A 22,110-nucleotide genomic window follows, 5' to 3' on the forward strand; every position below is an offset into this window, starting at 1 on the left:
AGCAATCTGTAAGCTAAAGCAGGAGTATATATGTCTCGCAGAATTATGTTGATCCCAGTTGGCACCAGTGTGGGCCTAACAACGGTCAGCATGGGCCTTGTTCGCGCTATAGAAGAACAAGGTATAAAACTAAATTTTTTCAAGCCCGTAGCGCAACCGCGCCGCGGTGATAACGGTGAAGAACGCTCCACCGCAATCATAGCCCATCACGCTAGCGTATCGCCGATAACGCCGTTTGAACTCGACTATGTTGAGCGCATGATCAGCAACGACAGCACCGATGAGCTACTTGAAGAAATTATCGAACGCTTTGAAGAGAAAAGCGTACAAGACGCTGTTACCGTTATCGAAGGGTTAGTGACCACTCGCCATCACCCTTACGCTGAACGATTGAATTTAGAAATAAGCCGTGCGTTAGATGCAGATATTGTCTTTGTTGCCGTGCCAGGTAACGATTCAACAACTGATATTAACCACCGACTTGAAATTGTTGTAGATACCTACGGCGGTCATAAAAGCCAAAAAGTAGTAGGCTGTATTTTCAACAAGGTCAACGCGCCGTTTGATGAACACGGTCGACTGCGCGCCGATATTGGTGCTATAGAGGCCCCTGAACATGACGAAGCGCGTACGCAAGCCCTTCGCGAATTACCTATTTTCAAAAAAGGCTTAAGCTTACTTGGTACCATTGATTGGAGTGCTGACTTAGTCTCTCCTCGTGCTACCGATGTCGCTAAACACCTCAATGCTACCTTGTTAAATGAGGGTGAATTGTCCGAGCGTCGCTTAAGCAGTGTAACCTTTTGCGCGCGAGAAATTCACAACATGACGCATACGTTAAAACCCGGCGCGCTACTTGTAATGTCTGGTGATCGCGGCGATGTTTTTGTGTCGTGTTGTTTAGCTGCGTTAAACGGTACTAAATTAGGTGCACTGCTTTTAACTGGTGGTTATCAACCAGATGAAAACATTATGGCACTGTGCAGCCAAGCGATGGAAACGGGGTTACCCGTTATGTTGGTAAATTCGAATACATGGCAAACGGCTCAATCACTGCATGCTTTCAATCAGGAAGTGCCGGTTGACGACAGCCAGCGTATTGAAAAAGTGATGGTGCATACCGCTGAAAGTTTAGATGCAAGCTGGGTAAATTCGCTTACGCAAAAAGTATCGCGCCAGAAAAAGCTATCGCCTTCTGCGTTTCGTTTTTATCTGACTAACCGCGCAAGACAAGTTAACAAGCGCGTAGTGCTGCCTGAAGGCTGTGAGCCAAGGACGGTAGTTGCGGCATCAATTTGTGCAAAGCGCGGTTTGGCGCGACCGGTACTCATTGGCGATGAGACAGAAATTCGCCGTGTTGCAGAGCAGCAAGGGGTAGTATTGAGCGATGGCGTAGAAATTGTTTCTCCGAGTGAGATAAAAGATGACTACGTTGAAGGCTTAGTGGCTCTGCGCGGCCACAAAGGTGTGACTGAAGTGGTAGCAAAAGAGCTACTGGATGACAACGTTACGTTGGGCACTATGATGCTTCAGCAAGGCGACGTTGACGGGCTAGTCTCTGGTGCAGTTAATACCACCGCCAATACCATTCGTCCAGCGCTACAGCTTATTAAAACGGCAGAGAATGCATCTTTGGTATCATCGGTATTTTTCATGCTGTTGCCTGATCAAGTATTGGTATATGGCGACTGTGCGATAAACCCAGACCCTAACGCGCAGCAACTGGCCGACATTGCTATTCAATCTGCAGAATCTGCACAGATGTTTGGTATTGAGCCGCGTGTGGCAATGATAAGCTACAGTACAGGCTCGTCAGGTGCAGGTAGTGACGTAGAGAAAGTGCGCGAAGCAACTAAAATTGCACAAGAATTACGCCCTGATTTACTCATCGATGGCCCGCTACAATATGATGCAGCAGCAATCGAGAGCGTAGGTAAGAGCAAAGCACCAAACAGCCCGGTTGCGGGTAAAGCAAACGTGTTTGTGTTCCCTGACCTCAATACCGGAAACACTACTTATAAAGCGGTGCAGCGCAGCTTCGACTTAGTGTGTATTGGCCCTATGCTGCAAGGCATGAGAAAGCCAGTCAACGACTTAAGTCGCGGTGCGTTGGTGGATGATATTGTATTTACCATAGCCCTTACTGCTATTCAGGCGGCAGGTAATTAATAAAATTTAGCGTCTAATCCACATACATTAAATGAGAGCGGCGCCAAATGTAAGGCGCCGTTTTTCCAAAAGTAAAGCTCCAACCAACGCTTTTTGATTTAGTCATTTCGGCACGATTGAAAGAGTTTATTGAACAAAATAGGTAGATTAGCTATTTTGGAAGTATCACATATCAAGTGGGGAACAGGTCTATGAAAGTCATTTCAGCAACTGAAGCTAAAAATTCATTCGGAGAGCTGCTAATGAGTGTGCAATCTGAGCCAGTCTCAATTACCAGAAACGGTAAAGAGCAAGGTGTATTACTGTCCAGTAGAGAATACGCAGCGCTTAAACGTCAAGCGCTAGTTTCGGCCGTCCAAGAAGGAAGGAAAAGTGGCAGAGCTGGTACTTTAGACATAGAAGCAATAAAAAATGAGGCCAAGGAACGAGTCGATAATTGATGCATATTACGATATCGAATCTTGCAAAAGAGGATTTAATCGATATCTGGCTTTATGGCCACAAAGTATGGGACGAGTCATTAGCCGACAGGTACTTAGATGGCCTGTATGATGCAATTTCTTTACTTTCCTCAAACCCTTACCGCTACCCAGAATATCAAGATAAAAATGTTGCTCCGTTCAGACTTATGCCAATAAAAAATCACTTGATAGCCTATGAGGTAAGTGGCTCAAACATCTTCATAGTGCGCGTATTACACGAAAGTATGGATACGGTTTCAAGAATGTCGGTGAGCAGTCGGCCGTCGGAGTAACTAGGTAAAAACTTACGTTTAACTACACCGAATCGTTTTTTAAGGGCAGCTTTGCCCCATAAATATCAGTTCTCCACTTCAGAACAGTAAATGCTGCAGCCGATATTTTTTAACTTTCCAAAATACCTTTCAGATTGTGCTCTATAGGCTTAGTTGCGGTTGATATCGGCTCTCTTAAGTGTTATCGCAGACGCTAAAAGAAATAACGTTAATAGCCAAACACCTAATTCCTGTAGATGGTAGTACGGTGTAAATCCGCGAGTTACGACAACAGGCGCTGAAATGTTACCTGCCGTGAATTGAGGCAAGCGCGTTGTCACTTCGCCTTTGTGGTCTATAAAGGCGGTAATGCCGTTATTTGTAGCCCTAACAACAGGGCGGCCTAATTCAAGGGCACGCATTTGCGCAATCTGCAAATGCTGAGCAGGGCCGTGAGAATGTCCAAACCACGCATCATTACTTACTGTAATGATCATGTCGGTATCTTCAAATACGTTTGCCATTACTTGATGGGGAAACGCAATTTCAAAACAGATAGCGGGTGCCAGATGAATACCATTGGCTTCTAAGTTGGCTTGCTGATAATCACCCCGAGAGAATGACGACATGGGCAAGTCGAATAGGGGGGCAAGGGGGCGAAGCCAATCTTCAAAAGGCACAAACTCACCTACAGGCAAAAGGTGGTGCTTTGAAAAACGGTTACTGTGAAAATATTGATACTCAGGGGACGTAGCATCTGGCGTGCGTTTACCAAGCACAATAAGGTTGTTCCACGCCTCGTCAGTTTCCCAGTTATAGTTAACAATACCAGTTATAAGAGCGGTGTTTTCTGTAAAGGCTCGTTCATTAACCTTGGCAAGATAGGGTTGCGCCAATGGTTCAAGCTTGGGAACCGCCGCCTCTGGCCAAATAATCAGGTCGTTATCCCATAAGCTTTCGGTTAGCTTCCAATAGGTATCCATGGTAGGGCCATCTTGCTCAGGTACCCACCGTAAACTTTGTGCAATATTGCCTTGGGCCATGCCTACCGAGTAGGTCTTTTCTGGCGTAACCCAGGTATGCTGTTTAAGCAGATAGCCGCTGGTAAATAAGCACAGCGCAACCAGCAATGCGTTGGCGAAAGTTCGCCTATTGTGAATCAGCGCAAATAGGGTAGCGCTAATAACGATAAGCGCGCTTATTCCTGTTTCACCAATAACAGGGGCAAAGCCAGACAGTGGGCTTTCTAGCTGGCTATAGCCTAAAGATAACCACGGAAAGCCACTTAGCATCCAACTTCGCAACCACTCGGCCACAACCCAGAAAAAAGGCAGTACCATGGGCCATAAAAGGGGCGAAAAAAACTTGGCGGTGAGTTTAGTGGCGAGCGCTGGATATAGCGCCAAGTAACTACAAAGTAATGCCATTAAGGCAATGGAACCGATAAGAGGTAATCCACCAAAGTCGGCAATACTGACGTGTACCCAACTAATGCCTGCGCCGAACCAGCCCGCACCAAATAGCCATCCGGCAAAAAACGGGCGATGTTTGAGCTTAATCACCTGTCGTATCGCCAGCGCGAGTGCAGGAATAGTTAACAGCCACATGTTAAAAGGTGCAAAAGCTAGCGTTAAGCTGGCGCCGCTTAAAATAAGAAGGAGATGGGGGAAAAACCGTTTCAGCATAGGTGTGATCTGATGGTGGTTATTAAGGTTGTTATAATTAACCTAGGGCGAAAGCGTCATGCTTTATTTCGCCCAAGGAAAAAGGCGCTTGCTAAGTTACTGCATTATTCAAGTGAAGGCACAGACACTTTAAGCTGAATAAGCCGACGTTTGTCCGAGTTGGTGACTTTGAATTGAATATCGCCAATGGTTATCTCGTCGTTGGTTTCAGGCATATGGCCAAACGCTTTAAGTACTATTCCGCCAATGGTATCCGCTTCTTCTTCACTGAACTTGGTTTCAAAAAATTCGTTGAAGTCGTCTACCGGGGTAAGCGCTTTAACGGAATAGGTCGACTTATTCAGCGGGCGAATATCGTCGGTGCCGTCCTCTTCGGTATCGTATTCGTCTTCAATTTCACCCACGATAATCTCTAGAATATCTTCAATGGTGACAAGACCCGATACGCCGCCGTATTCATCCACAACAATGGCCATATGGTAGCGCTGTTGACGAAATTCTTTTAGCAGTACGTCAACCCGTTTACTCTCAGGGACAATGACCGCAGGGCGTAAAATATCTTTCAGGTTAAATTCTTTTTCTGCATTAAAAGCAAACGCAAGCAGGTCTTTTGCAAGCAAAATACCTTCGATGTGGTCTTTATCTTCACTAATAACAGGAAAACGGGAGTGGGCAGATTCAAGCATGAGAGGCAGGAATTCTTCTACCTTCTTCTCAACATCTATGGTGGTCATTTGAGCGCGAGGGATCATGATATCCCTTACTCGCATTTCATTTACCCCAATTACCCCTTCAATCATTTCACGGGTTTGTGGGTCTATGATGTCATTCTGTTCAGCATCGGTAATAACCGATACTAACTCTTCTTTACTTCTCGGCTCGCCAGAAATCGAATTTTTTAGTTTATCTAACCAACTCTTGCCTGATGAGCCGTTGGTAGAGTGAGGATTATCGTCGCTCATAATGTCCGTTTAATTGTTAGTTCAACGCCAACGTTAAAATGGTTCGTGCTGGGCGTCAATGTTTTATTGTTATTAAGTGTTAAATGCTATATATAACAATGGATTGTGATGACTTTTACTCGTCAGCGTCGTAGGGGTTATCAATGCCTAATTGGGCAAGAATATCAATCTCTTTACCTTCCATTTCCTCGGCTTCTGCATCGTCTATATGGTCATATCCCATTAAATGCAAGAGGCCGTGGACTGTCATATGTGCGTAGTGATCGCTTACTTGCTTATCCTGCTCTTCAGCTTCACGGCTGATAACGGGCGCACAAATAACTAAATCGCCAAGCAGGTTAATTTCAATACCTGGCGGCGCTTCAAAAGGAAAAGATAATACATTAGTAGGTTTGTGTTTACCGCGATATTCACTGTTCAAGCTTTGGCTTTCCGCTTCATCGGTAAAGCGAATAGTGACTTCTTGATCACTTAAACCTTCGTACTTAAGAACAGCGTTGGCCCATAACTCAAGCTCTGCAGGCGAAGGGATGTCAATTGAAATGACCTCTTCACCTTCGAATGCTTGTTGTACATCAATAATAGCGGTCACGATGCGCTATCGCCTTTTGCGGGCGACGCGTTAGACTGGTTTTGCGCTGACTGCGCAGACGCATTAGCTTGCGCGTCTTGGGCGGTTTGCTCACGCTGAAGTTGCAAAGCTTCCTCTTTAAGCGCTTTGCGAAGACGCTCTTGTTCCGCGTCGTGAATCTCGTAAGCACGCACAATGCGAGCAACTACAGGGTGTCGTACCACGTCCTCTGCATGAAAGAAATTGAACGATATATCGTTCACTTCGCTTAATACTTCGATGGCATGGCGCAGGCCAGATTTCGCGCCACGAGGTAAATCTACTTGTGTGATGTCACCGGTGATCACCGCTTTCGAATTAAAGCCGATACGGGTTAAGAACATTTTCATTTGCTCTACCGTGGTGTTTTGGCTTTCATCCAGAATAATAAAGGCATCGTTAAGTGTACGGCCACGCATGTAAGCCAGCGGAGCCACTTCAATTACATTGCGCTCCATAAGCTTTTCAACTTTCTCGAAGCCCAGCATTTCAAATAGGGCGTCGTAAAGAGGGCGTAAGTACGGGTCGACCTTTTGCGATAAATCGCCGGGTAAGAAACCTAATTTTTCACCAGCTTCCACCGCAGGGCGGGTGAGCAATATGCGGCGTATCTCTTGGCGTTCTAGTGCGTCTACTGCCGCAGCTACTGCGAGATAGGTTTTACCTGTACCCGCAGGGCCAATACCAAAGGTAATGTCGTGGTTAACAATGTTCGCCACGTATTGCGCCTGGTTGGGGTTGCGCGGCTTAATCACGCCGCGCTTAGTTTTGATATTCACTTCTTTGCCATAGCCACCGGTTGCGTCTTTCTCAATAACCCGGGCTTCTTGAATGGCTAAGTGAACTTGTTCTGCTTCAAGCTCTGGAATACGGCCTTTAATCGGCTGTGTTTCTATATAAAGAAGCTTAAGTAATTCACTAGCACTTTTTATTTGCTGCGGTTCACCCAACACCTTGAACGCGTTATTTCGGTAGGTAATTTCTACGCCTAGCCTGCGCTCTATCTGTTTGATGTTATCGTCAAAGGGGCCACACAAACTCGCCAAACGCTTACTATCTGACGGTTCTAAATCAAATTCGTTACTAACCAATGTACTCAAGCTACTTTTATCCTCGCTTTAAATGTATTTAGGCTGGGCTAAATTGACCCACGCCAAGCTCATCGGGCATATCTGCCTGATGCTTTGCCATAATAGATTGGGGCGAAACGGCAACACGCAAGCCCATCTCACTCTCTCTGCGCACAACTTCACCACGTAGTGAGTTGGTAAACACGTCGGTGATGTTTACATCAACGAATTCGCCAATCATGTCAGGTGTGCCTTCAAAGTTTACCACCCGGTTATTTTCAGTACGTCCAGAAAGCTCCATTGGGTTTTTCTTTGACGGACCTTCAACCAGAATACGCTGCTCTGTACCTACCATGTGACGAGCAATGCGCAATGCTTGTTGCGTAATACGCTGCTGTAGAAGGTGAAGACGCTGCTTTTTGGTCTCTTCCGTTACATCGTCGACAGCATCAGCCGCTGGTGTACCAGGGCGGGCACTATAAATGAAGCTGAAGCTAAGATCGTAATCAACGGCCTGAATCAAATCCATGGTGGCTTCAAAGTCAGCATCGGTTTCACCAGGGAACCCAATGATAAAGTCGCTCGACAAACTAATGTTCGGGCGAATCTTTTTCAGCTTACGCATTTTAGATTTGTATTCTAATGCCGTATGACCGCGCTTCATAAGGTTCAATATGCGGTCTGAGCCACTTTGAACCGGTAGGTGAAGGTGGTCAACAAGCTCTGGAATTGAGGCGTACGCATCTATGATGTCGTCGGTGAATTCAACCGGGTGCGACGTGGTGTAGCGAATGCGGTCGATACCGTCGATAGCTGCAACGAGTTCAAGTAACTCAGAGAAACGACAAATCGTACCGTCGTAGTTTTCACCGCGGTATGCATTTACGTTTTGACCAAGAAGGTTTACTTCACGTACGCCTTGGCCAGCAAGCTGTGCAATTTCAAGCAATACGTCATCAACAGGGCGGCTTACCTCTTCACCACGGGTGTAAGGTACTACGCAGAATGTACAGTATTTTGAACAGCCTTCCATAATGGAAACGAACGCGGTTGGGCCTTCAGCGCGCGGCTCAGGCAGGCGATCAAACTTTTCAATTTCAGGGAAGCTCACGTCAATCACTGACTTTGCGCCGCCTTTAAGTTCGTTAATCATTTCAGGCAAGCGGTGTAGTGTTTGCGGGCCGAAAACCAAGTCTACGAATGGCGCGCGCTGACGAATAGTGTCGCCTTCTTGTGAGGCTACACAGCCACCTACACCAATAATAAGTTCTGGCTTATCTTGCTTGAGGGTTTTCCAACGGCCAAGTTGATGAAACACTTTTTCCTGCGCTTTTTCGCGGATAGAGCAGGTGTTAAGCAAAATAACGTCGGCTTCTTCAGCACTTTGTGCAGCGCTAAAGCCGTGTGTTGAGTCTAGTAAGTCTGCCATTTTCTCCGAGTCGTACTCGTTCATTTGGCAGCCCCAGGTTTTGATATACAGCTTTTTAGTCATAACAACTATTCGATAACCTGTTAGTGTTCTTGTAAGTGAATGCAGTTTTACGTGGGTAAAGACAAAAGCATCTGCCCATGTGTTCTTAATCGGGCACATCAAAATAGCCCGCAAAAAACAACTAACAATGTCAGTTACAAGAAGATGTTCAAAATAGCCGCATATTTTACCTGTTATGTATGCATATTCCCAGTGTATTGCGACGATTAGTGAATTTTTGATCTAACGCTATGATCTACCTCTAAACGGTATGACGTTTTACTTCACAGGGCTTGGTATTTTACGACATAATGCAAGTGCGTGTTTTAAGGAGAGTAAATGGTCGATTTCTGTATAAATGGCGGTGGAATGGTGGGGGCTGCGCTGGCGCTAGGCCTTGCACAGCAGCACTACAAGGTAGTGGTTATAGAGCCTCACTTGCCTAAGCCTTTTCACCACGGTGATGGACCTGACCTGCGGGTATCGGCAATAAGCGAAGCTTCCGTTACGCTTTTAAAAGCACTGGGCGCCTGGGAGCATATTGCCGCTATGCGTGTAAAGCCGTATACGGGCCTTAGCGTGTGGGACGACCCTGCGCATCGAACAGACTTCACCGCACAAAGTATCGATATGCCCCAGCTTGGCTACTTTGTAGAAAACCGATTGTTGCAACTAGGTTGCCACGAAGCACTAAAACAGTATGAGAATGTTGAGCTTATTAGTGGCCAAACGGTGCAAGACATTCTGTTAGCCAATACTGCTACCGTTAACCTATCGAACGGCAGAACTATCGAGGCGAATTGGCTTATTGGTGCTGATGGTGCAAACTCTCAGGTAAGACAAGCGGCCGGTATCGGCACCACAGGTTGGCAGTATGCCCAACAGGCAATGGGTATCACAATCAAAATGGAAAAGCCTGTAGAACCTGTGACCTGGCAGCAGTTTACCTCAAGCGGCCCAAAAGCGTTTTTGCCTATGTTCGACAACTATGCCTCGCTTGTGTGGTACGACTCGCCCGACGAACTCAAACGCATAAAAAGTTTAAAAGCGAGCCAACTTGAGAGTGAAATTCTTAACACTTTTCCTGATGAACTCACTAAAAATGACAACAGCTTTTCTGTTGTAGACAAAGCGGTTTTTCCGCTTACTCGTTCTCATGCTAAACACTATGTTAAAGGCTGCTGTGTGTTAATTGGCGATGCAGCGCACACCATTAATCCATTGGCTGGGCAGGGCGTGAATTTAGGTTTCAAAGACGTAGAGGCGTTTTTATCTGTTACCGCTAAGGTTAATGCCAGCCACAGCACTGGTGAGCTGTCGCTAACGGATAACCTATTTTTGCAAATGCTTGTAGGCGACTATGAAAGGCCACGAAAGCGAGATAACGTGGTAATGATGAGCGCAATGGATGGGTTTTATACCTTGTTTAGCAACGATATTGCCCCCATTAAATGGGTAAGAAACCAGCTACTTTCTGTGGCGCAGCGCATCGAGCCTGCTAAACAACAAGTGCTTAAATATGCGATAGGGTTACGATAATGGAAGTATTAATTTTACTGGCGGTGTTGTTTGGTGCACTGGCATTAATTATACCGCTAATAGAGCGCTCTAAAATGCGTATAAGTAGTGAAGATGCGGCTAAATGGGCGAAGTGGATCTGGCCGTTAATGGGGATATTGCTTATTGCGCAATTATTGCGTTTGTTGTTCTCTTAAAAGCCTTTGCTTAGATTTGAAAAAGCACAAAAACATTTCACTTGTTTAAGCGAACCCAGCTCATAATTAAAAAAGGTTCAAAGGAATGACCGTACAATTCTCGCAAGGGTTCTCTAATCAATGCCCGTTGGTTAGTTTAAAAGGCTATAGCCTTTATTATATTTGGCAAGGGCACCCATTCGACGAAGGTGAGAAAAACTTTTATCAGTTGAAGAGTACACCTGACCCCGAAAAGGTTGAGGTGATGTCTGCCTGTTGGGGTGGCTATGCGGGCAGTTACCAGCTAAACGCTGAAGGAAGGCTTGTTCTTACTCAGTTTCATTATTTTCTGCCCGACGGTTTGGGGGAATCCGATGCCCTACTTGAGGAGCTGCACGGCGACTTTTACTTAGAGTTTAGAAGCCACTTTGAAGGTGATCAATTATACGTCCCCTTTGTTGATGGTAACGTGATTATTGAACAAGAACAGTGGGTTGAAATTAAGCGAACCCGAGTTGATTCAAAAGCTAACAATAATAACCTTTTCGCTTGGTTAAAGAGAGTTATTCCAAGTCGCATGTTTGATTAAACCATATTCTATGCAACGGCTTTTAAAGCACTCGTTGTGAAAATACGCTGTTTCAGCGCCTTTGAGCCGTCATTCACATTAACGCGTTTTTTGAGGCCATTGCCCTTTTAAGTCGATCATTACTTTGTCGATCATTTGAATAGTGGCTTTATTTTCGTCTTGCATTAAGGCGAACGCACGCAAACCCACGAATTGATTTTGAAGCCAGTCCGCAGCTAATGTAGTTGGCGTATGTGCAGGCAATTCACCGTTTTCGATACAGGCTTCAATAATATCGCTAAAGCCAGCCTTAAGGGTCTGCATACTATCAAGCACCGCTTTTTTGGCGACATCACCAATGATATCTAATTCTGCAATAGACTTTACTAGCAAGCATTGGCGCATATAGCGCTGCTCATTAGGCACAGTCAATGCTGTTTCAAAAAAGCAATAAAGCGCATTTAAAGGCGATTCTGCTTCTGTCACCTGCTTTAATCGCTTTGCGCTGTTCTCTGCATAGCGTTCCACAACAAGCTTGAACAATCCTTCTTTACTTTGAAAGCGCGCGTAGATACTACCGGGGCGCATGTCTAATGCCTGTTGAATATCACGCATACCCGCAGCTTGAAAGCCTCGCTGCCAAAAAAGTGTGGTCGCTTTTTCGATTATTTCATCGTGGTCATATTTCATTGCTGCATACCTTATACGTGAATACTTTGAACATGTGTTCAATTATCGCTTGAACGATCGTTCAAGTAAACCTATTATTAATGTCATACCAAAGAGGTAAGAGTAACCAGAAGGGTTATTTAAGTTTCTAGTCACATCAATAGGAGAGTGATATGAACGATTTTACATTACATACGAAAGACACGGCACCGGAGGCGGCAAAGCCACTCATTGATAACTCGGTAAGTGCATTTGGCATGCTGCCCAACCTACATGCCGTTATGGCAGAGGCGCCAACATTGCTAGAAGGCTACCAAGTACTGCACAAGCTAGCGCAAGAAACGTCGTTCAGCGCAGATGAACTTACCGTAGTATGGCAGTCAATTAACGTTGAACATGCATGTCACTACTGTGTACCGGCGCATACAGGTATTGCAAAAAGTATGAATGTAAGTGATACGCTAATTGAAGAGCTCCGTAACGATGAAGTTCTTTCAGATAGCAAACTCAACACGTTAAAAGAAACCGTACTCGCGGTAACGCGTGGTCGTGGTAATGTTGAAGAAACTCAGCTTAAGGCATTCTATGATGCTGGGTATGCGCACAAACAGCTGTTAGAAATTATCTTGGTATTGGCGCAAAAAGTGATGAGTAACTACACGAATCACCTAGCTGAAACGCCAGTAGACGAGCCGTTTAAAAAGTTTGAATGGTCGCCAAAGTAAGGCTTAATTCAATTACGTGAACCAGACAATTAGCGAAATGTGCAAAACGGAAGCCTCGGCTTCCGTTTTCTTTATGAGGCTAATTGAAGCTGTTCGCTAAGTGCTTCAGCGGTATTTGCCGCTATTGCTGCATCGTAACCCTGGCTCTCTAAAAGGGTTTTCAAATCTTGGCTGGAGCGATTCTCTGAATGTTTAACAAGTGCGATGCCTTCGATTAAACATGAAAGGTGTGCGAAAGACTGTGTATCAATCATGGTACTTCTTCTAATCATCTGTTGGTAAACGCGTTCAATTGTGACAATCGAACAAGTCAATGCAATTAATATTCTATGACCTTTTTATGACAAACTTTAGCAAAGGGATCAGCGGCCACTTGAATTGTATATACAAAAGCTATACATTAGTTATACGGATGAAGTCGTTTTGGCCTATAAGGGCGCTACATGTCTGAGAAAAACAACAAAAAGAAGAAAAAGAATAGTCAAATGATTATTCGGATTAACGATGAAGAGCGCGCTCAGTTTATTGAACTCTGCGAAGCGCTTGATACGTCTGCCGCTCGAGAAGTTAGGCGCTTCATCCGCGAGTTCATCGAAAAACACGATGGGCTCTAAGTGCTGCTATTGGCAGTAAAACACTACGAAAGAACAATAAATCGAAAGGATAGTTATTATGGCTAAGAAAAAAGAGCTAAAAAAAGAAATCAAAGCAACTAAAGCTAAAATCTCTAAGCAGGAAGGCAAGCTTAAAAAATTAAAAAAGAAGCTTAAAAAAGCGTAAGCTTTTTGGCAGAGCCTCTACTCATTAGGCGCGGCAAATAGTTGTTTGTCGCTCCTATTAACACCAGCCTTAATTACCGTCGAGCTACACTCGCAATTAAAATATGCGGTACTTAAGCGCTAAGCGAACCGTTTTGTTAGTTTATACCTCCTCATCCTCTAGATTCTGCATATTGTCGAATTTACACTTTTATTACTACTTTAGTATTGTATAGCCCCGCTATTTTGTGCTTAACTCAGCGCATAAACCCCGTTGGTTTCACGTCTATAAAAATAAGTCTTGTAGTTCAAACAAGCGTTTAGCATTAACCCTAAATTAAACGAGAAAGAAGAAGCACTTGGTAAGTGCGCTCTAAAGCGCTTGCCATAAGCGAAATTCTCTTCCTTGAAGTAAACACATAAAATTCAGGAACATCACAATGCAACAGGCTAAAATTAACGCTTCTGTTTTTAAGCTTTCCTTAATTGCTTCTGCAATCGCCGGAATATCTTTTTCTAGCGCGTCTTTTGCTCAAGAGCAAACCGCTATCGATGAGCAGGATGTTGAACAAATCCAAATTGTAGGTTCACGTCGAGTAGGGCGTACCGTCAATGATTCCCCGGTACCTATCGATATTATCGACGCTTCATCTATTGAGGCTACAGGCTTAACTGAAACCAACATGATCCTTAACCAGTTACTGCCAAGCTTTAACTTTCCGCAGCCTTCAGTTACCGATGGTACGGACCACGTGCGCCCAGCTCAGCTTCGCGGTTTAGCCCCCGATCACACCCTTGTACTGGTCAATGGTAAGCGTCGTCACACATCTGCGCTACTTAACCTAAACGGCTCGGTGGGTCGCGGATCATCAGCGGTAGATTTAAACGCTATTCCAGCTAATGCCATCAAACGAATTGAAGTATTGCGTGACGGTGCAGCAGCTCAGTACGGGTCTGACGCTATTGCGGGCGTTATCAATATTGTGCTTAAAGATGCTGCAGAAGGCGGTGAAGTATCGGCAACCTACGGTGCTAACGTTACTACAATGGACGGCGTGCCAAACCTTGAAAATGTTGCTATTGACGCTAACGGCGACCTAGCGTTCACCGAAGGAAGTGACCGAGAGGTAACCGACGGCCAAACCTTTACCCTTCGTGGAAACGTGGGTTTTGAGTGGGGCGACGATGGCTTTGTAAATGTTTCAGGTGAATATCGCGACCGCGGCCAAGCAAATCGTGCCGACTACGATCAGCGAGAAAACTATGCTCGTGATGCAGAAGGCAACCTCGACCCACGTGAACTCACAGTAAATCGCTATAATCACGTATACGGTAATGGTGAGGTAGAAGACTACGCGCTGTTTATTAATGCGGGTAAAGCACTTACCGATAGCGTCGAGTTTTACACTACAGCAGGCTACAGCACCCGTGACTCGCTAGGCAGTGGTTTCTATCGCCGTGCACAAGACTCGCGCAACATTGTTGAAATTTACCCTGACGGCTTCTTACCTGCTATTCAGACCGACATCACAGATATGTCGCTTATCGCCGGAATTAAAGGCTACGGTGATGTATGGAATTATGACCTATCAGTTACGCACGGCGGTAACGAGCTAGAGTACGGTGTTGTTAACACGCTAAATACATCCCTTGGCCCTACAAGTCAGACTGAGTTTGACGCGGGTACCCTTGAGTACGATACGACTATCATTAATGCAGACGCATCTCGTCTGGTCGATACAGGGCTGTTTTACAGCGAAATGAACTTTGCAATGGGCGCAGAATATCGCCACGAAGGTTATGATATTACAGCGGGTGAAGAGAACTCGTACATCCAAGGTGCCTTCGGTCCAGGCGGAGCTGTGACCGACCCCGTTGACGGGCCGTTTGGTGCAGCAGGCTCTCAAGTGTTCCCTGGTTTTACACCAGAGTCGGCCGGTGACAACAGCCGTCACAACTATAGCTTCTATGTAGACTTGGAAGCTGATGTGGTAGAGAACTGGAACGTTGCTGTTGCCGGTCGTTATGAAGATTATTCTGATTTTGGCAGCACGTTCAACTGGAAGATGTCGCACCGTGTAACCTTAAGCGATGCGTTTGCACTTCGCGCGTCGGTATCAACAGGCTTTAGAGCTCCGTCGCTTCAACAGCAGTTTTTCACCTCAATTGCTACCGTCTTTGTTGACGGCGAGCCAACTGAAACCGGGACCTTTGCACCTTCAAGCGATGTGGCACAGGCGCTGGGTAGCCCAGGTTTAGATGCAGAAGAGTCGGATAACTACAGCGCGGGCTTCACATATTCTCCAACGGCTGATTTTAACTTAACGGTAGATTTCTATCGCATCGATATTGATGACCGTATTGTACTGTCTAACAACCTATCGGGTGAAGCAATTGAAGCACTACTAGAAGGCACGGGTGCTAATCAGGCGCGTTTCTTCTTAAACGCCATAGATTCCCGTACTGAGGGTGTTGATATTGTGTCTACCTATACATTGAACACGGCAGATTACGGTGCGTTTAACTTTAACGCAGGTGCTAACTTTAACGACAATGAAGTAACCAGCGTAATCGATGCGCCTGAAGTGCTTCAAAATGCAGGCTTTGACCAAGATAACTTGTTCAGCGACGTCGAACTTCGCCGTTTCGAAACGAGCTCGCCAGACAGTAAGTTAAACTTGGGCGTTACATGGAACTACGACCGTTACACCACTACGCTTCGCACCACACGCTATGGTGAAGTGGAAGATCCTTCTTCAATTGAAGCCCGCAACGAAATTCTTCCTTCGGAATGGATCACTGACTTGGATGTTCGTATAGCGTTGACAGAAGGGTTAACCGTATCGGTAGGTGCCAACAATGTATTCGATGTATACCCAGAGCCAACCCGAGATTTGGTAGACGATGTAACTACGTTCTCTCGTTTATTCTCATACTCAGGCTTCTCGCCTTACGGCTTCACAGGCCGTTTTGTATACGGCAAAGTTGCGTATCGCTTCTAACACTGCGGTAAAACACGGATAAAAACAAAAGGCAGGCTGACCTATTTGGCCTGCTTTTTTTGTTTAGCGCCAGTATGAAACACTTGCGTTTACCAAACCTATATCTTTCGTGCTGAAGCTAAGGTTAACGCAGCTATCATTTGAAACAGGGGCTGAAGCAAGTCCGATTAGCTGTCTCTATCGAACGTCAATACACATCGGTGTGCATCAACTAGCGCAAAATCTTCTTTAGGAATGAAAGCATCATAATCACGCTGAAGCTTAACTTGTGCTTCTTTGCGAATTTTACTGCGGCGAATAGCGGTTACAAAATTGCGCATTTCATAATGGTTCGTGAGTTCAAGTTCAGGGACAGAAACCGGCGTACCGCTGTCGTCTTTGGCCACCATAGTAAAAAAGCTATTGTTGGTATGCTTCACTTCGTTGGTTTTTATGTTTTCCGTTGTTACTTTAATGCCCACCACTAACGATGTATTCCCAACATAGTGAACAGTAGCATCTAGATGAAGTAAATCGCCAACCTCAACGGGCTGTAAGAACTCTACGCCATCAACCGTAACGGTTACGCAATATGCGCCAGCATGCTTACTTGCACAAGCATAGGCCACTTTGTCCATTAAAGATAAAATGACGCCGCCATGCACTTTGCCACCAAAGTTAGCGAAGGAGGGCACCATAAGTTCTGTGAGTCGGGTTCTGGAAAATGCGACACTGCGTGCAGTCATAAACTACCTTATTAATCTTGAAAACGGGAGGAGACGTAGTCATATCAGAGCTATCAATTACACTATCACACTTTTTAAGGAATGGTTTTGTCACACACGCATTTTTACCAACCTAAAAACGGGCACGGTCTGGCACATGACCCGTTTAACGCCATCATTGCCCCGCGACCTATTGGTTGGATTTCGACAAGATCGAAAGATGGAGTATTTAACCTCGCGCCTTACAGCTTTTTTAACGCGCTAAACTATACGCCACCGATTATTGGTTTTTCAGTGGTAGGCAGTAAAAAAGATTCGCTAATCAACGTACAGGAAACCGGTGAGTTTTGCTGGAATCTTGTATCGGAAGATTTGGTCAATGCGATGAACACAACCAGTAAGCCTCTGGCCCCAGAGGAGAGCGAGTTCGACCATGCAGGGCTTCAGACTGTAGACAGTGAAATAGTGCAGGTTCCACGCGTAAAAGACAGCAAAGTTAGTATGGAATGCAAGCTTACTGATGTGGTACAGCTAAAATCAGCCTCAGGCGATGACGTGAATAGCTGGTTTATTATGGGCGAGGTAGTGGGCGTTCATATTGACAAATCGCTTATCGAAAACGGCGTTTACAGCACGCTTAAAAGCGCGCCTGTGAGCCGTGGTGGAGGGAAGGGAGATTACTATACGATTTCTCAAGAAAACTTCTTTGAAATGCTAAGACCTGAGTAGCGGTCTTTAATAAAATAGCGATAACGCGCCAATACCAATCGGTGACCTAAATGTTAAATATGAACTTTGATGAACGCCTAGCTATTAATACGCAGAAGCAAGAGTGGCAGCCGTCGCCGTCCGCTACGGTTTGGCGCAAGCCATTGGAGCGAGAAGCTAAGGAGTCGGGACACACGACTAGCGTTGTGAGATATGAGCCGGGCGCTAGCTTTAAACAGCATAGCCATCCCTATGGTGAGGAGATTCTCGTATTAGAAGGTGTATTTTCTGACGAGCACGGTGATTATCCGGCGGGCACGTATTTGCGAAATCCTCCGGGCAGTAAACACAGCCCGTTTAGTAACGAAGGCTGTGTGATCTTGGTTAAACTCAATCAGTTTGATAAGCGCGATTTAAGCGAAGTTAGGGTAAACACTAATACGGCAGAGTGGCTGCAAGGGCAGGGCGGCCTACAGGTGATGCCACTCCACAATTTTGAGCATGAACATGTAGCGCTGGTTAAATGGCCTGTTGGCGAGGTATTTAAGCCCCACAAGCATTTCGGTGGAGAAGAAATATTTGTACTGTCGGGGACCTTTAAAGACGAGCATGGTGAATACGCCAAGGGTACATGGATAAGAAGCCCGCATATGAGTCAGCATCATCCATACGTTGACGAAGAGACCGTAATCTGGGTGAAGACAGGGCACTTGCCGGTGGCGTTGTAACTCGCCACCGCAATTTATCAAAAGTTTCATTGATAAAGCTTATGTTTTGACTGAACGTTAGAAACTAAAAAAGGCTAACTTGCAGTTAGCCTTTCTGTTGTGCTGAATAAAAGTAAAGCGTGGTGACTAGTCCCAAATACCTTTTTCAGACTTCCCTTGTATCTCACAATCGCCAACCTTGTATTCCACTTTTTGGCCACTGTCTTTTTTCTTGAAGTAATCCTTACTGATAGACACAATCGTAGGTGTCATCCACACAATGGCGATAATGTTAATTACTGTCATTAAGCCCAACGCCATATCGGCCATGGCCCACACTTGAGGTAGTGCTGCCTGAGCGCCCCAATAAATCATACCTAAATAACCTATGGTATAAGCCGCACGGCCTATTTTGTTATCTAGCTTAAACATGTGCAGGTTACTCTCGCCATAGGCGTAGTTTGCCACTACTGAGGTGAAAGCAAACAAGCTAATGGCGGCTGCCACGAAGTCGGTACCGCCTTCACCTAAATGACTGCTCATGGCATCTTGTGTTAGGCGAATGCCTTCCATTTGATCAGAGCTTGAACCGCCCGCTAGCAGAATAATAAACGCCGTAGACGTACACAATATTAGTGTGTCTAAGAAAACACCTAGCATCTGAATGTAACCTTGCGATACCGGGTGGTTAGGGTTTGGAACCGCACTTGCCGCTGCGTGCGGTACAGAGCCGCTACCCGCTTCATTTGAATAGAGGCCACGCTGGATTCCATTTTTAATGGCAGCACCTAATGCACCGGCACCTGCTTCCTGTAAACCAAATGCTGATTTCACGATATCAAGCAGCATGGCCGGAAGTTCTGAAATATTGATAAAGGTAATAGCCAATGCCACAAGCACGTAGCCAATGCCCATAAACGGCACGACAAACTCAGCAAAGCGCGCAATGCCTCGTAAACCACCTACAACAATTAAGGCGGCGAGTGCAATAATGGCTAAGCCCACATATTCACTGGGAAACGAGTAAGCGTTGTTTAGTGCATCGGTAATAGTATTAGCTTGAACAGCACTGAAAACAAACCCGTAGCCAAAGAACAAACAAAGCGAGAAAGCGACAGCTAACCAGGTTTTATTGAGCCCTTGCTTGATGTAGTAAGCAGGGCCGCCACGGAACTCGCCGTTTTCGTCACGTACTTTGTATAGCTGGCCTAACACACTTTCAGCAAAACCGGTGGCCATACCTAGAAGGGCTATCATCCACATCCAAAAAATTGCGCCAGCGCCACCTAGTGATATAGCAACTGCAACGCCAGCTAAGTTACCGGTACCCACGCGAGCCGATAAACTGGTACACAAAGCTTGGAATGAACTTATGCCGTCTTTACTAGAGGTGTTACTGCCCTTCAGTAGGCTGAACATATGACCGAAGTGCCGAAGCTGTACACCGCCAAGTTTTACGGTAAACCAAATACCACACGCTAGCAGCATGATGATAAGTACCTGGCCGTCACCCCAAAGAATATTATTAACTAATGAAACGAATTCGTTTATCACGCACTTTCCTTCGTTATTGTTTTAATTATTGCTCGGCGTGTAAATATGAACTGAACATGACAGGTGCGTTGTCAGAACAAACGTAAGCTTTATGCAAAACGGTATTTGCTAAAACGTTGAGTATGCCGAGCTATATCGATAAAGCCCAATACTAGCACGACAATTAAATGATTGGACAATGAAAACGTACTGAAACTATGACGTTTTATGCTCGTATATAGAAAATTTATTCATTTAAAGGGGAAGGAAAAGCAACGCTATAAAAGAATGCCAATATAAACAAAAAAACCGCTCAAAAGAGCGGTTTTTTCAAAAATATGGCTGGGGTAACAGGACTCGAACCTATGAATGGCGGGATCAAAACCCGCTGCCTTACCAACTTGGCTATACCCCAATTTGGTGCGGAAGGAGAGACTTGAACTCTCACGCCGTGAAGCACTGGAACCTAAATCCAGCGTGTCTACCAATTCCACCACTTCCGCAATGTAGACTTCCAATAAAGGAATAAGTAAAAGTTGGTGGCTACGGCGAGATTCGAACTTGCGACCCCATCATTATGAGTGATGTGCTCTAACCAGCTGAGCTACGTAGCCTTAACTTTTATTTTCAATAAAAAGCCGCTCGTTGAGCGGCTTCTCAAGAATATGGCTGGGGTAACAGGACTCGAACCTATGAATGGCGGGATCAAAACCCGCTGCCTTACCAACTTGGCTATACCCCAAATGGTGCGGAAGGAGAGACTTGAACTCTCACGCCGTGAAGCACTGGAACCTAAATCCAGCGTGTCTACCAATTCCACCACTTCCGCGTAGACGCTAGCTATAATAGTCATTCAAAAAAGAATGGCTGGGGTAACAGGACTCGAACCTATGAATGGCGGGATCAAAACCCGCTGCCTTACCAACTTGGCTATACCCCAGTCGTGGTGCGGAAGGAGAGACTTGAACTCTCACGCCGTGAAGCACTGGAACCTAAATCCAGCGTGTCTACCAATTCCACCACTTCCGCGCAGCTAGACTTTCCTAAAAGAGACAATAGAGAATTGGTGGCTACGGCGAGATTCGAACTTGCGACCCCATCATTATGAGTGATGTGCTCTAACCAACTGAGCTACGTAGCCTTGCTATTCTCTTCCCTCTCAGGAAGTGGCGCGTATTATGCGTATATGACTGGCAACCGTCAACCCCTTTTTTACTAACTTTTTTTAAATGCTCATTAAGTGTGCGCATTAGGGTGAAATACACACAAAAAGCGGTGAAATTGAACAACTTGCAAGGCCTATAGCGGTGTTTCTACCATGCCTTAGTGTCTGATTTAGTTTGGTAATAGCACAGGTCAATAGGGCGCGGACCATAGGTATTGTCATGAAAAAACGGGTTATCTAGGTTTTTACCTGTATTCGTGCGTTTTTTATATTCTTCGTGTAGTGGCATTTGTACAAAGTAGGGCGTAGCCTTGTCTGAGTGCACGAAAGCCTGCTTGATTTTGCTTTTTTGTGTAATGTTATCCAGCACACCGCCACTTTGCCTATTCCCTCGCGGTAATTTTTGAAGTAGCTCCATGCCTTTAACAACCCGCCCTACTACCGACATGTTTCTGTCTAAGTGGCGGGGTGCTTGACCAAGTACGATATAAAACTCGGTACTCGCGGTATCTTTTTCGCTATTGCGCGCAAAAGCCACAACGCCAGGGCAATGCAGCCCCCACATTTCAGCGCGAGTGCTGTCTATACCCACAGGAAACCCGTCTAAAAAACCTGTGCTCGGTGCAAACATATCGTTAGTTTCCACCACATGCACGTTGCTATTAAGTGGCTGGGTAAATTCAGCATCAATTGTGCTTAGTAACGCGGAGTCAAACTGAGATACATCATGGGTATCATTACTTCCCGCTTGCGCAACAAATCCATCCACTACACGATAAAATGCCTGTTCGTTATAAAAGCCTGCATCGATAAGCTTTTTAAATCGGGCAACGTGTTTGGGCGCTAGGGCAGGGTGTAGCGCAATAACCACGTCGCCGTAAGCCGTAGCAAAGGTCACCGTATTGCTTTTAGGAACCTGATACCAACTCGCGCTATTGCTGTGCAAAATGGCGTTATCTTGTTTTGTTGAATTATCTGAAACGCTCGGTATTTTCTCTTTAACATTACTGCTTATTTGGGTAGTAAGTACTTGGCTTTCGTTGTCTTCTTTGCCAGCAAGCGCAGTATTAGTTAATAAATATAGCGCGGTAATTGCGCCATACACCGTTGAGCAAAATAAGTTTTGCCCCAGTGATGTAGTGTGGTGTGCGTGTTTGGACATATTTTTATGACGTTT

Annotated in this window: 21 protein-coding genes and 8 tRNA genes; 11 read left to right on the forward strand and 18 right to left on the reverse strand. The window is 45.5% G+C overall.

Annotated features, from left to right (window positions below; translation table 11 throughout):
* Positions 1-30: 30 nt before the first annotated feature.
* The 3 genes from pta (at position 31) to MADE_RS07275 (ending at position 2,923) form a co-directional block, all read left to right on the forward strand.
* Entirely contained in the window at positions 31-2,169 is a 2,139-nt protein-coding gene (pta, locus tag MADE_RS07265; protein WP_012517909.1) for a phosphate acetyltransferase, read from the forward strand.
* Between the two features lie 242 nt (positions 2,170-2,411).
* Positions 2,412-2,609, forward strand: coding sequence for a prevent-host-death family protein (locus tag MADE_RS07270; protein WP_232363109.1), 198 nt, complete (start codon positions 2,412-2,414; stop codon positions 2,607-2,609).
* Positions 2,609-2,923 carry a type II toxin-antitoxin system RelE/ParE family toxin gene (locus MADE_RS07275; protein ID WP_020743263.1) on the forward strand — a complete coding sequence of 105 codons (315 nt, stop codon included), beginning with the start codon at positions 2,609-2,611 and terminating at the stop codon, positions 2,921-2,923. The genes MADE_RS07270 and MADE_RS07275 overlap by 1 nt, the downstream gene beginning before the upstream one ends.
* A 149-nt stretch (positions 2,924-3,072) precedes the next feature.
* On the opposite strand, the gene lnt is transcribed toward MADE_RS07275, so the two are convergent.
* From lnt to miaB, 5 genes are all read right to left on the reverse strand, one after another.
* Positions 3,073-4,587: an apolipoprotein N-acyltransferase gene (gene lnt, locus MADE_RS07280; protein WP_012517911.1), complete on the reverse strand. Its 1,515-nt coding sequence runs from the start codon at positions 4,585-4,587 to the stop codon at positions 3,073-3,075.
* 104 nt (positions 4,588-4,691) lie between these two features.
* On the reverse strand, positions 4,692-5,549 hold the full coding sequence (corC, locus tag MADE_RS07285) for a CNNM family magnesium/cobalt transport protein CorC (protein ID WP_012517912.1): 858 nt from the start codon (positions 5,547-5,549) through the stop codon (positions 4,692-4,694).
* 115 nt (positions 5,550-5,664) lie between these two features.
* Entirely contained in the window at positions 5,665-6,141 is a 477-nt protein-coding gene (ybeY, locus tag MADE_RS07290; RefSeq protein WP_012517913.1) for an rRNA maturation RNase YbeY, read from the reverse strand.
* Positions 6,138-7,259, reverse strand: coding sequence for a PhoH family protein (locus tag MADE_RS07295; RefSeq protein WP_012517914.1), 1,122 nt, complete (start codon positions 7,257-7,259; stop codon positions 6,138-6,140). Before MADE_RS07295 ends, ybeY begins: the two co-directional genes overlap by 4 nt.
* 28 nt (positions 7,260-7,287) lie before the next feature.
* A complete protein-coding gene (miaB, locus tag MADE_RS07300; RefSeq protein WP_012517915.1) occupies positions 7,288-8,721 on the reverse strand; it encodes a tRNA (N6-isopentenyl adenosine(37)-C2)-methylthiotransferase MiaB in 1,434 nt (477 codons plus the stop codon).
* Positions 8,722-9,039: 318 nt separating this feature from the next.
* Between miaB and MADE_RS07305 the strand changes: the two genes are divergently transcribed.
* From MADE_RS07305 to MADE_RS07310, 3 genes are all read left to right on the forward strand, one after another.
* Positions 9,040-10,239, forward strand: a complete 1,200-nt coding sequence (locus tag MADE_RS07305; RefSeq protein ID WP_012517916.1) for an FAD-dependent monooxygenase — start codon at positions 9,040-9,042, stop codon at positions 10,237-10,239.
* Positions 10,239-10,415: a hypothetical protein gene (locus tag MADE_RS20675; RefSeq protein ID WP_012517917.1), complete on the forward strand. Its 177-nt coding sequence runs from the start codon at positions 10,239-10,241 to the stop codon at positions 10,413-10,415. The genes MADE_RS07305 and MADE_RS20675 overlap by 1 nt, the downstream gene beginning before the upstream one ends.
* Before the next feature lie 85 nt (positions 10,416-10,500).
* On the forward strand, positions 10,501-10,983 hold the full coding sequence (locus MADE_RS07310) for a hypothetical protein (RefSeq protein ID WP_012517918.1): 483 nt from the start codon (positions 10,501-10,503) through the stop codon (positions 10,981-10,983).
* A 78-nt stretch (positions 10,984-11,061) separates the two neighbouring features.
* On the opposite strand, the gene MADE_RS07315 is transcribed toward MADE_RS07310, so the two are convergent.
* Positions 11,062-11,652: a TetR/AcrR family transcriptional regulator gene (locus MADE_RS07315; RefSeq protein WP_012517919.1), complete on the reverse strand. Its 591-nt coding sequence runs from the start codon at positions 11,650-11,652 to the stop codon at positions 11,062-11,064.
* Between the two features lie 152 nt (positions 11,653-11,804).
* Between MADE_RS07315 and MADE_RS07320 the strand changes: the two genes are divergently transcribed.
* Positions 11,805-12,356: a carboxymuconolactone decarboxylase family protein gene (locus MADE_RS07320; protein WP_012517920.1), complete on the forward strand. Its 552-nt coding sequence runs from the start codon at positions 11,805-11,807 to the stop codon at positions 12,354-12,356.
* 71 nt (positions 12,357-12,427) lie between these two features.
* On the opposite strand, the gene MADE_RS07325 is transcribed toward MADE_RS07320, so the two are convergent.
* Entirely contained in the window at positions 12,428-12,628 is a 201-nt protein-coding gene (locus tag MADE_RS07325; protein ID WP_232362921.1) for a hypothetical protein, read from the reverse strand.
* Positions 12,629-12,799: 171 nt separating this feature from the next.
* Here MADE_RS07325 and MADE_RS20680 point away from each other — a divergent pair, with 171 nt between their 5' ends.
* On the forward strand, positions 12,800-12,970 hold the full coding sequence (locus MADE_RS20680; protein WP_012517922.1) for a hypothetical protein: 171 nt from the start codon (positions 12,800-12,802) through the stop codon (positions 12,968-12,970).
* 584 nt (positions 12,971-13,554) lie between these two features.
* Positions 13,555-16,116 carry a TonB-dependent receptor plug domain-containing protein gene (locus tag MADE_RS07330; RefSeq protein ID WP_012517924.1) on the forward strand — a complete coding sequence of 854 codons (2,562 nt, stop codon included), beginning with the start codon at positions 13,555-13,557 and terminating at the stop codon, positions 16,114-16,116.
* 167 nt (positions 16,117-16,283) lie between these two features.
* Here the strand turns inward: MADE_RS07330 and MADE_RS07335 are convergent, their stop codons facing one another.
* Entirely contained in the window at positions 16,284-16,841 is a 558-nt protein-coding gene (locus MADE_RS07335) for an acyl-CoA thioesterase (protein WP_012517925.1), read from the reverse strand.
* Between the two features lie 87 nt (positions 16,842-16,928).
* On the opposite strand from MADE_RS07335, the gene MADE_RS07340 reads away from it, so the two are divergent.
* Together MADE_RS07340 and MADE_RS07345 are read left to right on the forward strand one after the other, a co-directional pair.
* The gene (locus MADE_RS07340; RefSeq protein ID WP_012517926.1) at positions 16,929-17,549 is read left to right on the forward strand and encodes a flavin reductase family protein; all 621 of its coding nucleotides are present in this window, start codon (positions 16,929-16,931) and stop codon (positions 17,547-17,549) included.
* A gap of 50 nt (positions 17,550-17,599) precedes the next feature.
* A complete protein-coding gene (locus tag MADE_RS07345) occupies positions 17,600-18,256 on the forward strand; it encodes a cupin domain-containing protein (protein ID WP_012517927.1) in 657 nt (218 codons plus the stop codon).
* A gap of 126 nt (positions 18,257-18,382) precedes the next feature.
* Here the strand turns inward: MADE_RS07345 and MADE_RS07350 are convergent, their stop codons facing one another.
* From MADE_RS07350 to MADE_RS07395, 10 genes are all read right to left on the reverse strand, one after another.
* Complete coding sequence (locus MADE_RS07350) at positions 18,383-19,789, reverse strand: alanine/glycine:cation symporter family protein (protein WP_012517928.1); 1,407 nt, start codon at positions 19,787-19,789, stop codon at positions 18,383-18,385.
* A 318-nt stretch (positions 19,790-20,107) separates the two neighbouring features.
* Positions 20,108-20,183: transfer RNA gene (locus MADE_RS07355), tRNA-Gln, on the reverse strand.
* A gap of 3 nt (positions 20,184-20,186) precedes the next feature.
* Positions 20,187-20,271, reverse strand: a tRNA-Leu gene (locus tag MADE_RS07360).
* 34 nt (positions 20,272-20,305) lie between these two features.
* Positions 20,306-20,382: transfer RNA gene (locus MADE_RS07365), tRNA-Met, on the reverse strand.
* Between the two features lie 52 nt (positions 20,383-20,434).
* Positions 20,435-20,510 (reverse strand) — tRNA-Gln (locus MADE_RS07370).
* A gap of 2 nt (positions 20,511-20,512) precedes the next feature.
* Positions 20,513-20,597, reverse strand: a tRNA-Leu gene (locus MADE_RS07375).
* Positions 20,598-20,632: 35 nt separating this feature from the next.
* A tRNA-Gln gene (locus tag MADE_RS07380) sits at positions 20,633-20,708 on the reverse strand.
* Between the two features lie 4 nt (positions 20,709-20,712).
* A tRNA-Leu gene (locus tag MADE_RS07385) sits at positions 20,713-20,797 on the reverse strand.
* Positions 20,798-20,832: 35 nt separating this feature from the next.
* Positions 20,833-20,909: transfer RNA gene (locus tag MADE_RS07390), tRNA-Met, on the reverse strand.
* Positions 20,910-21,081: 172 nt separating this feature from the next.
* Positions 21,082-22,095 carry a peptidylprolyl isomerase gene (locus MADE_RS07395; RefSeq protein WP_051343496.1) on the reverse strand — a complete coding sequence of 338 codons (1,014 nt, stop codon included), beginning with the start codon at positions 22,093-22,095 and terminating at the stop codon, positions 21,082-21,084.
* Positions 22,096-22,110 lie beyond the last annotated feature (15 nt).

Source organism: Alteromonas mediterranea DE, from assembly GCF_000020585.3.
Classification (GTDB): domain Bacteria; phylum Pseudomonadota; class Gammaproteobacteria; order Enterobacterales; family Alteromonadaceae; genus Alteromonas; species Alteromonas mediterranea.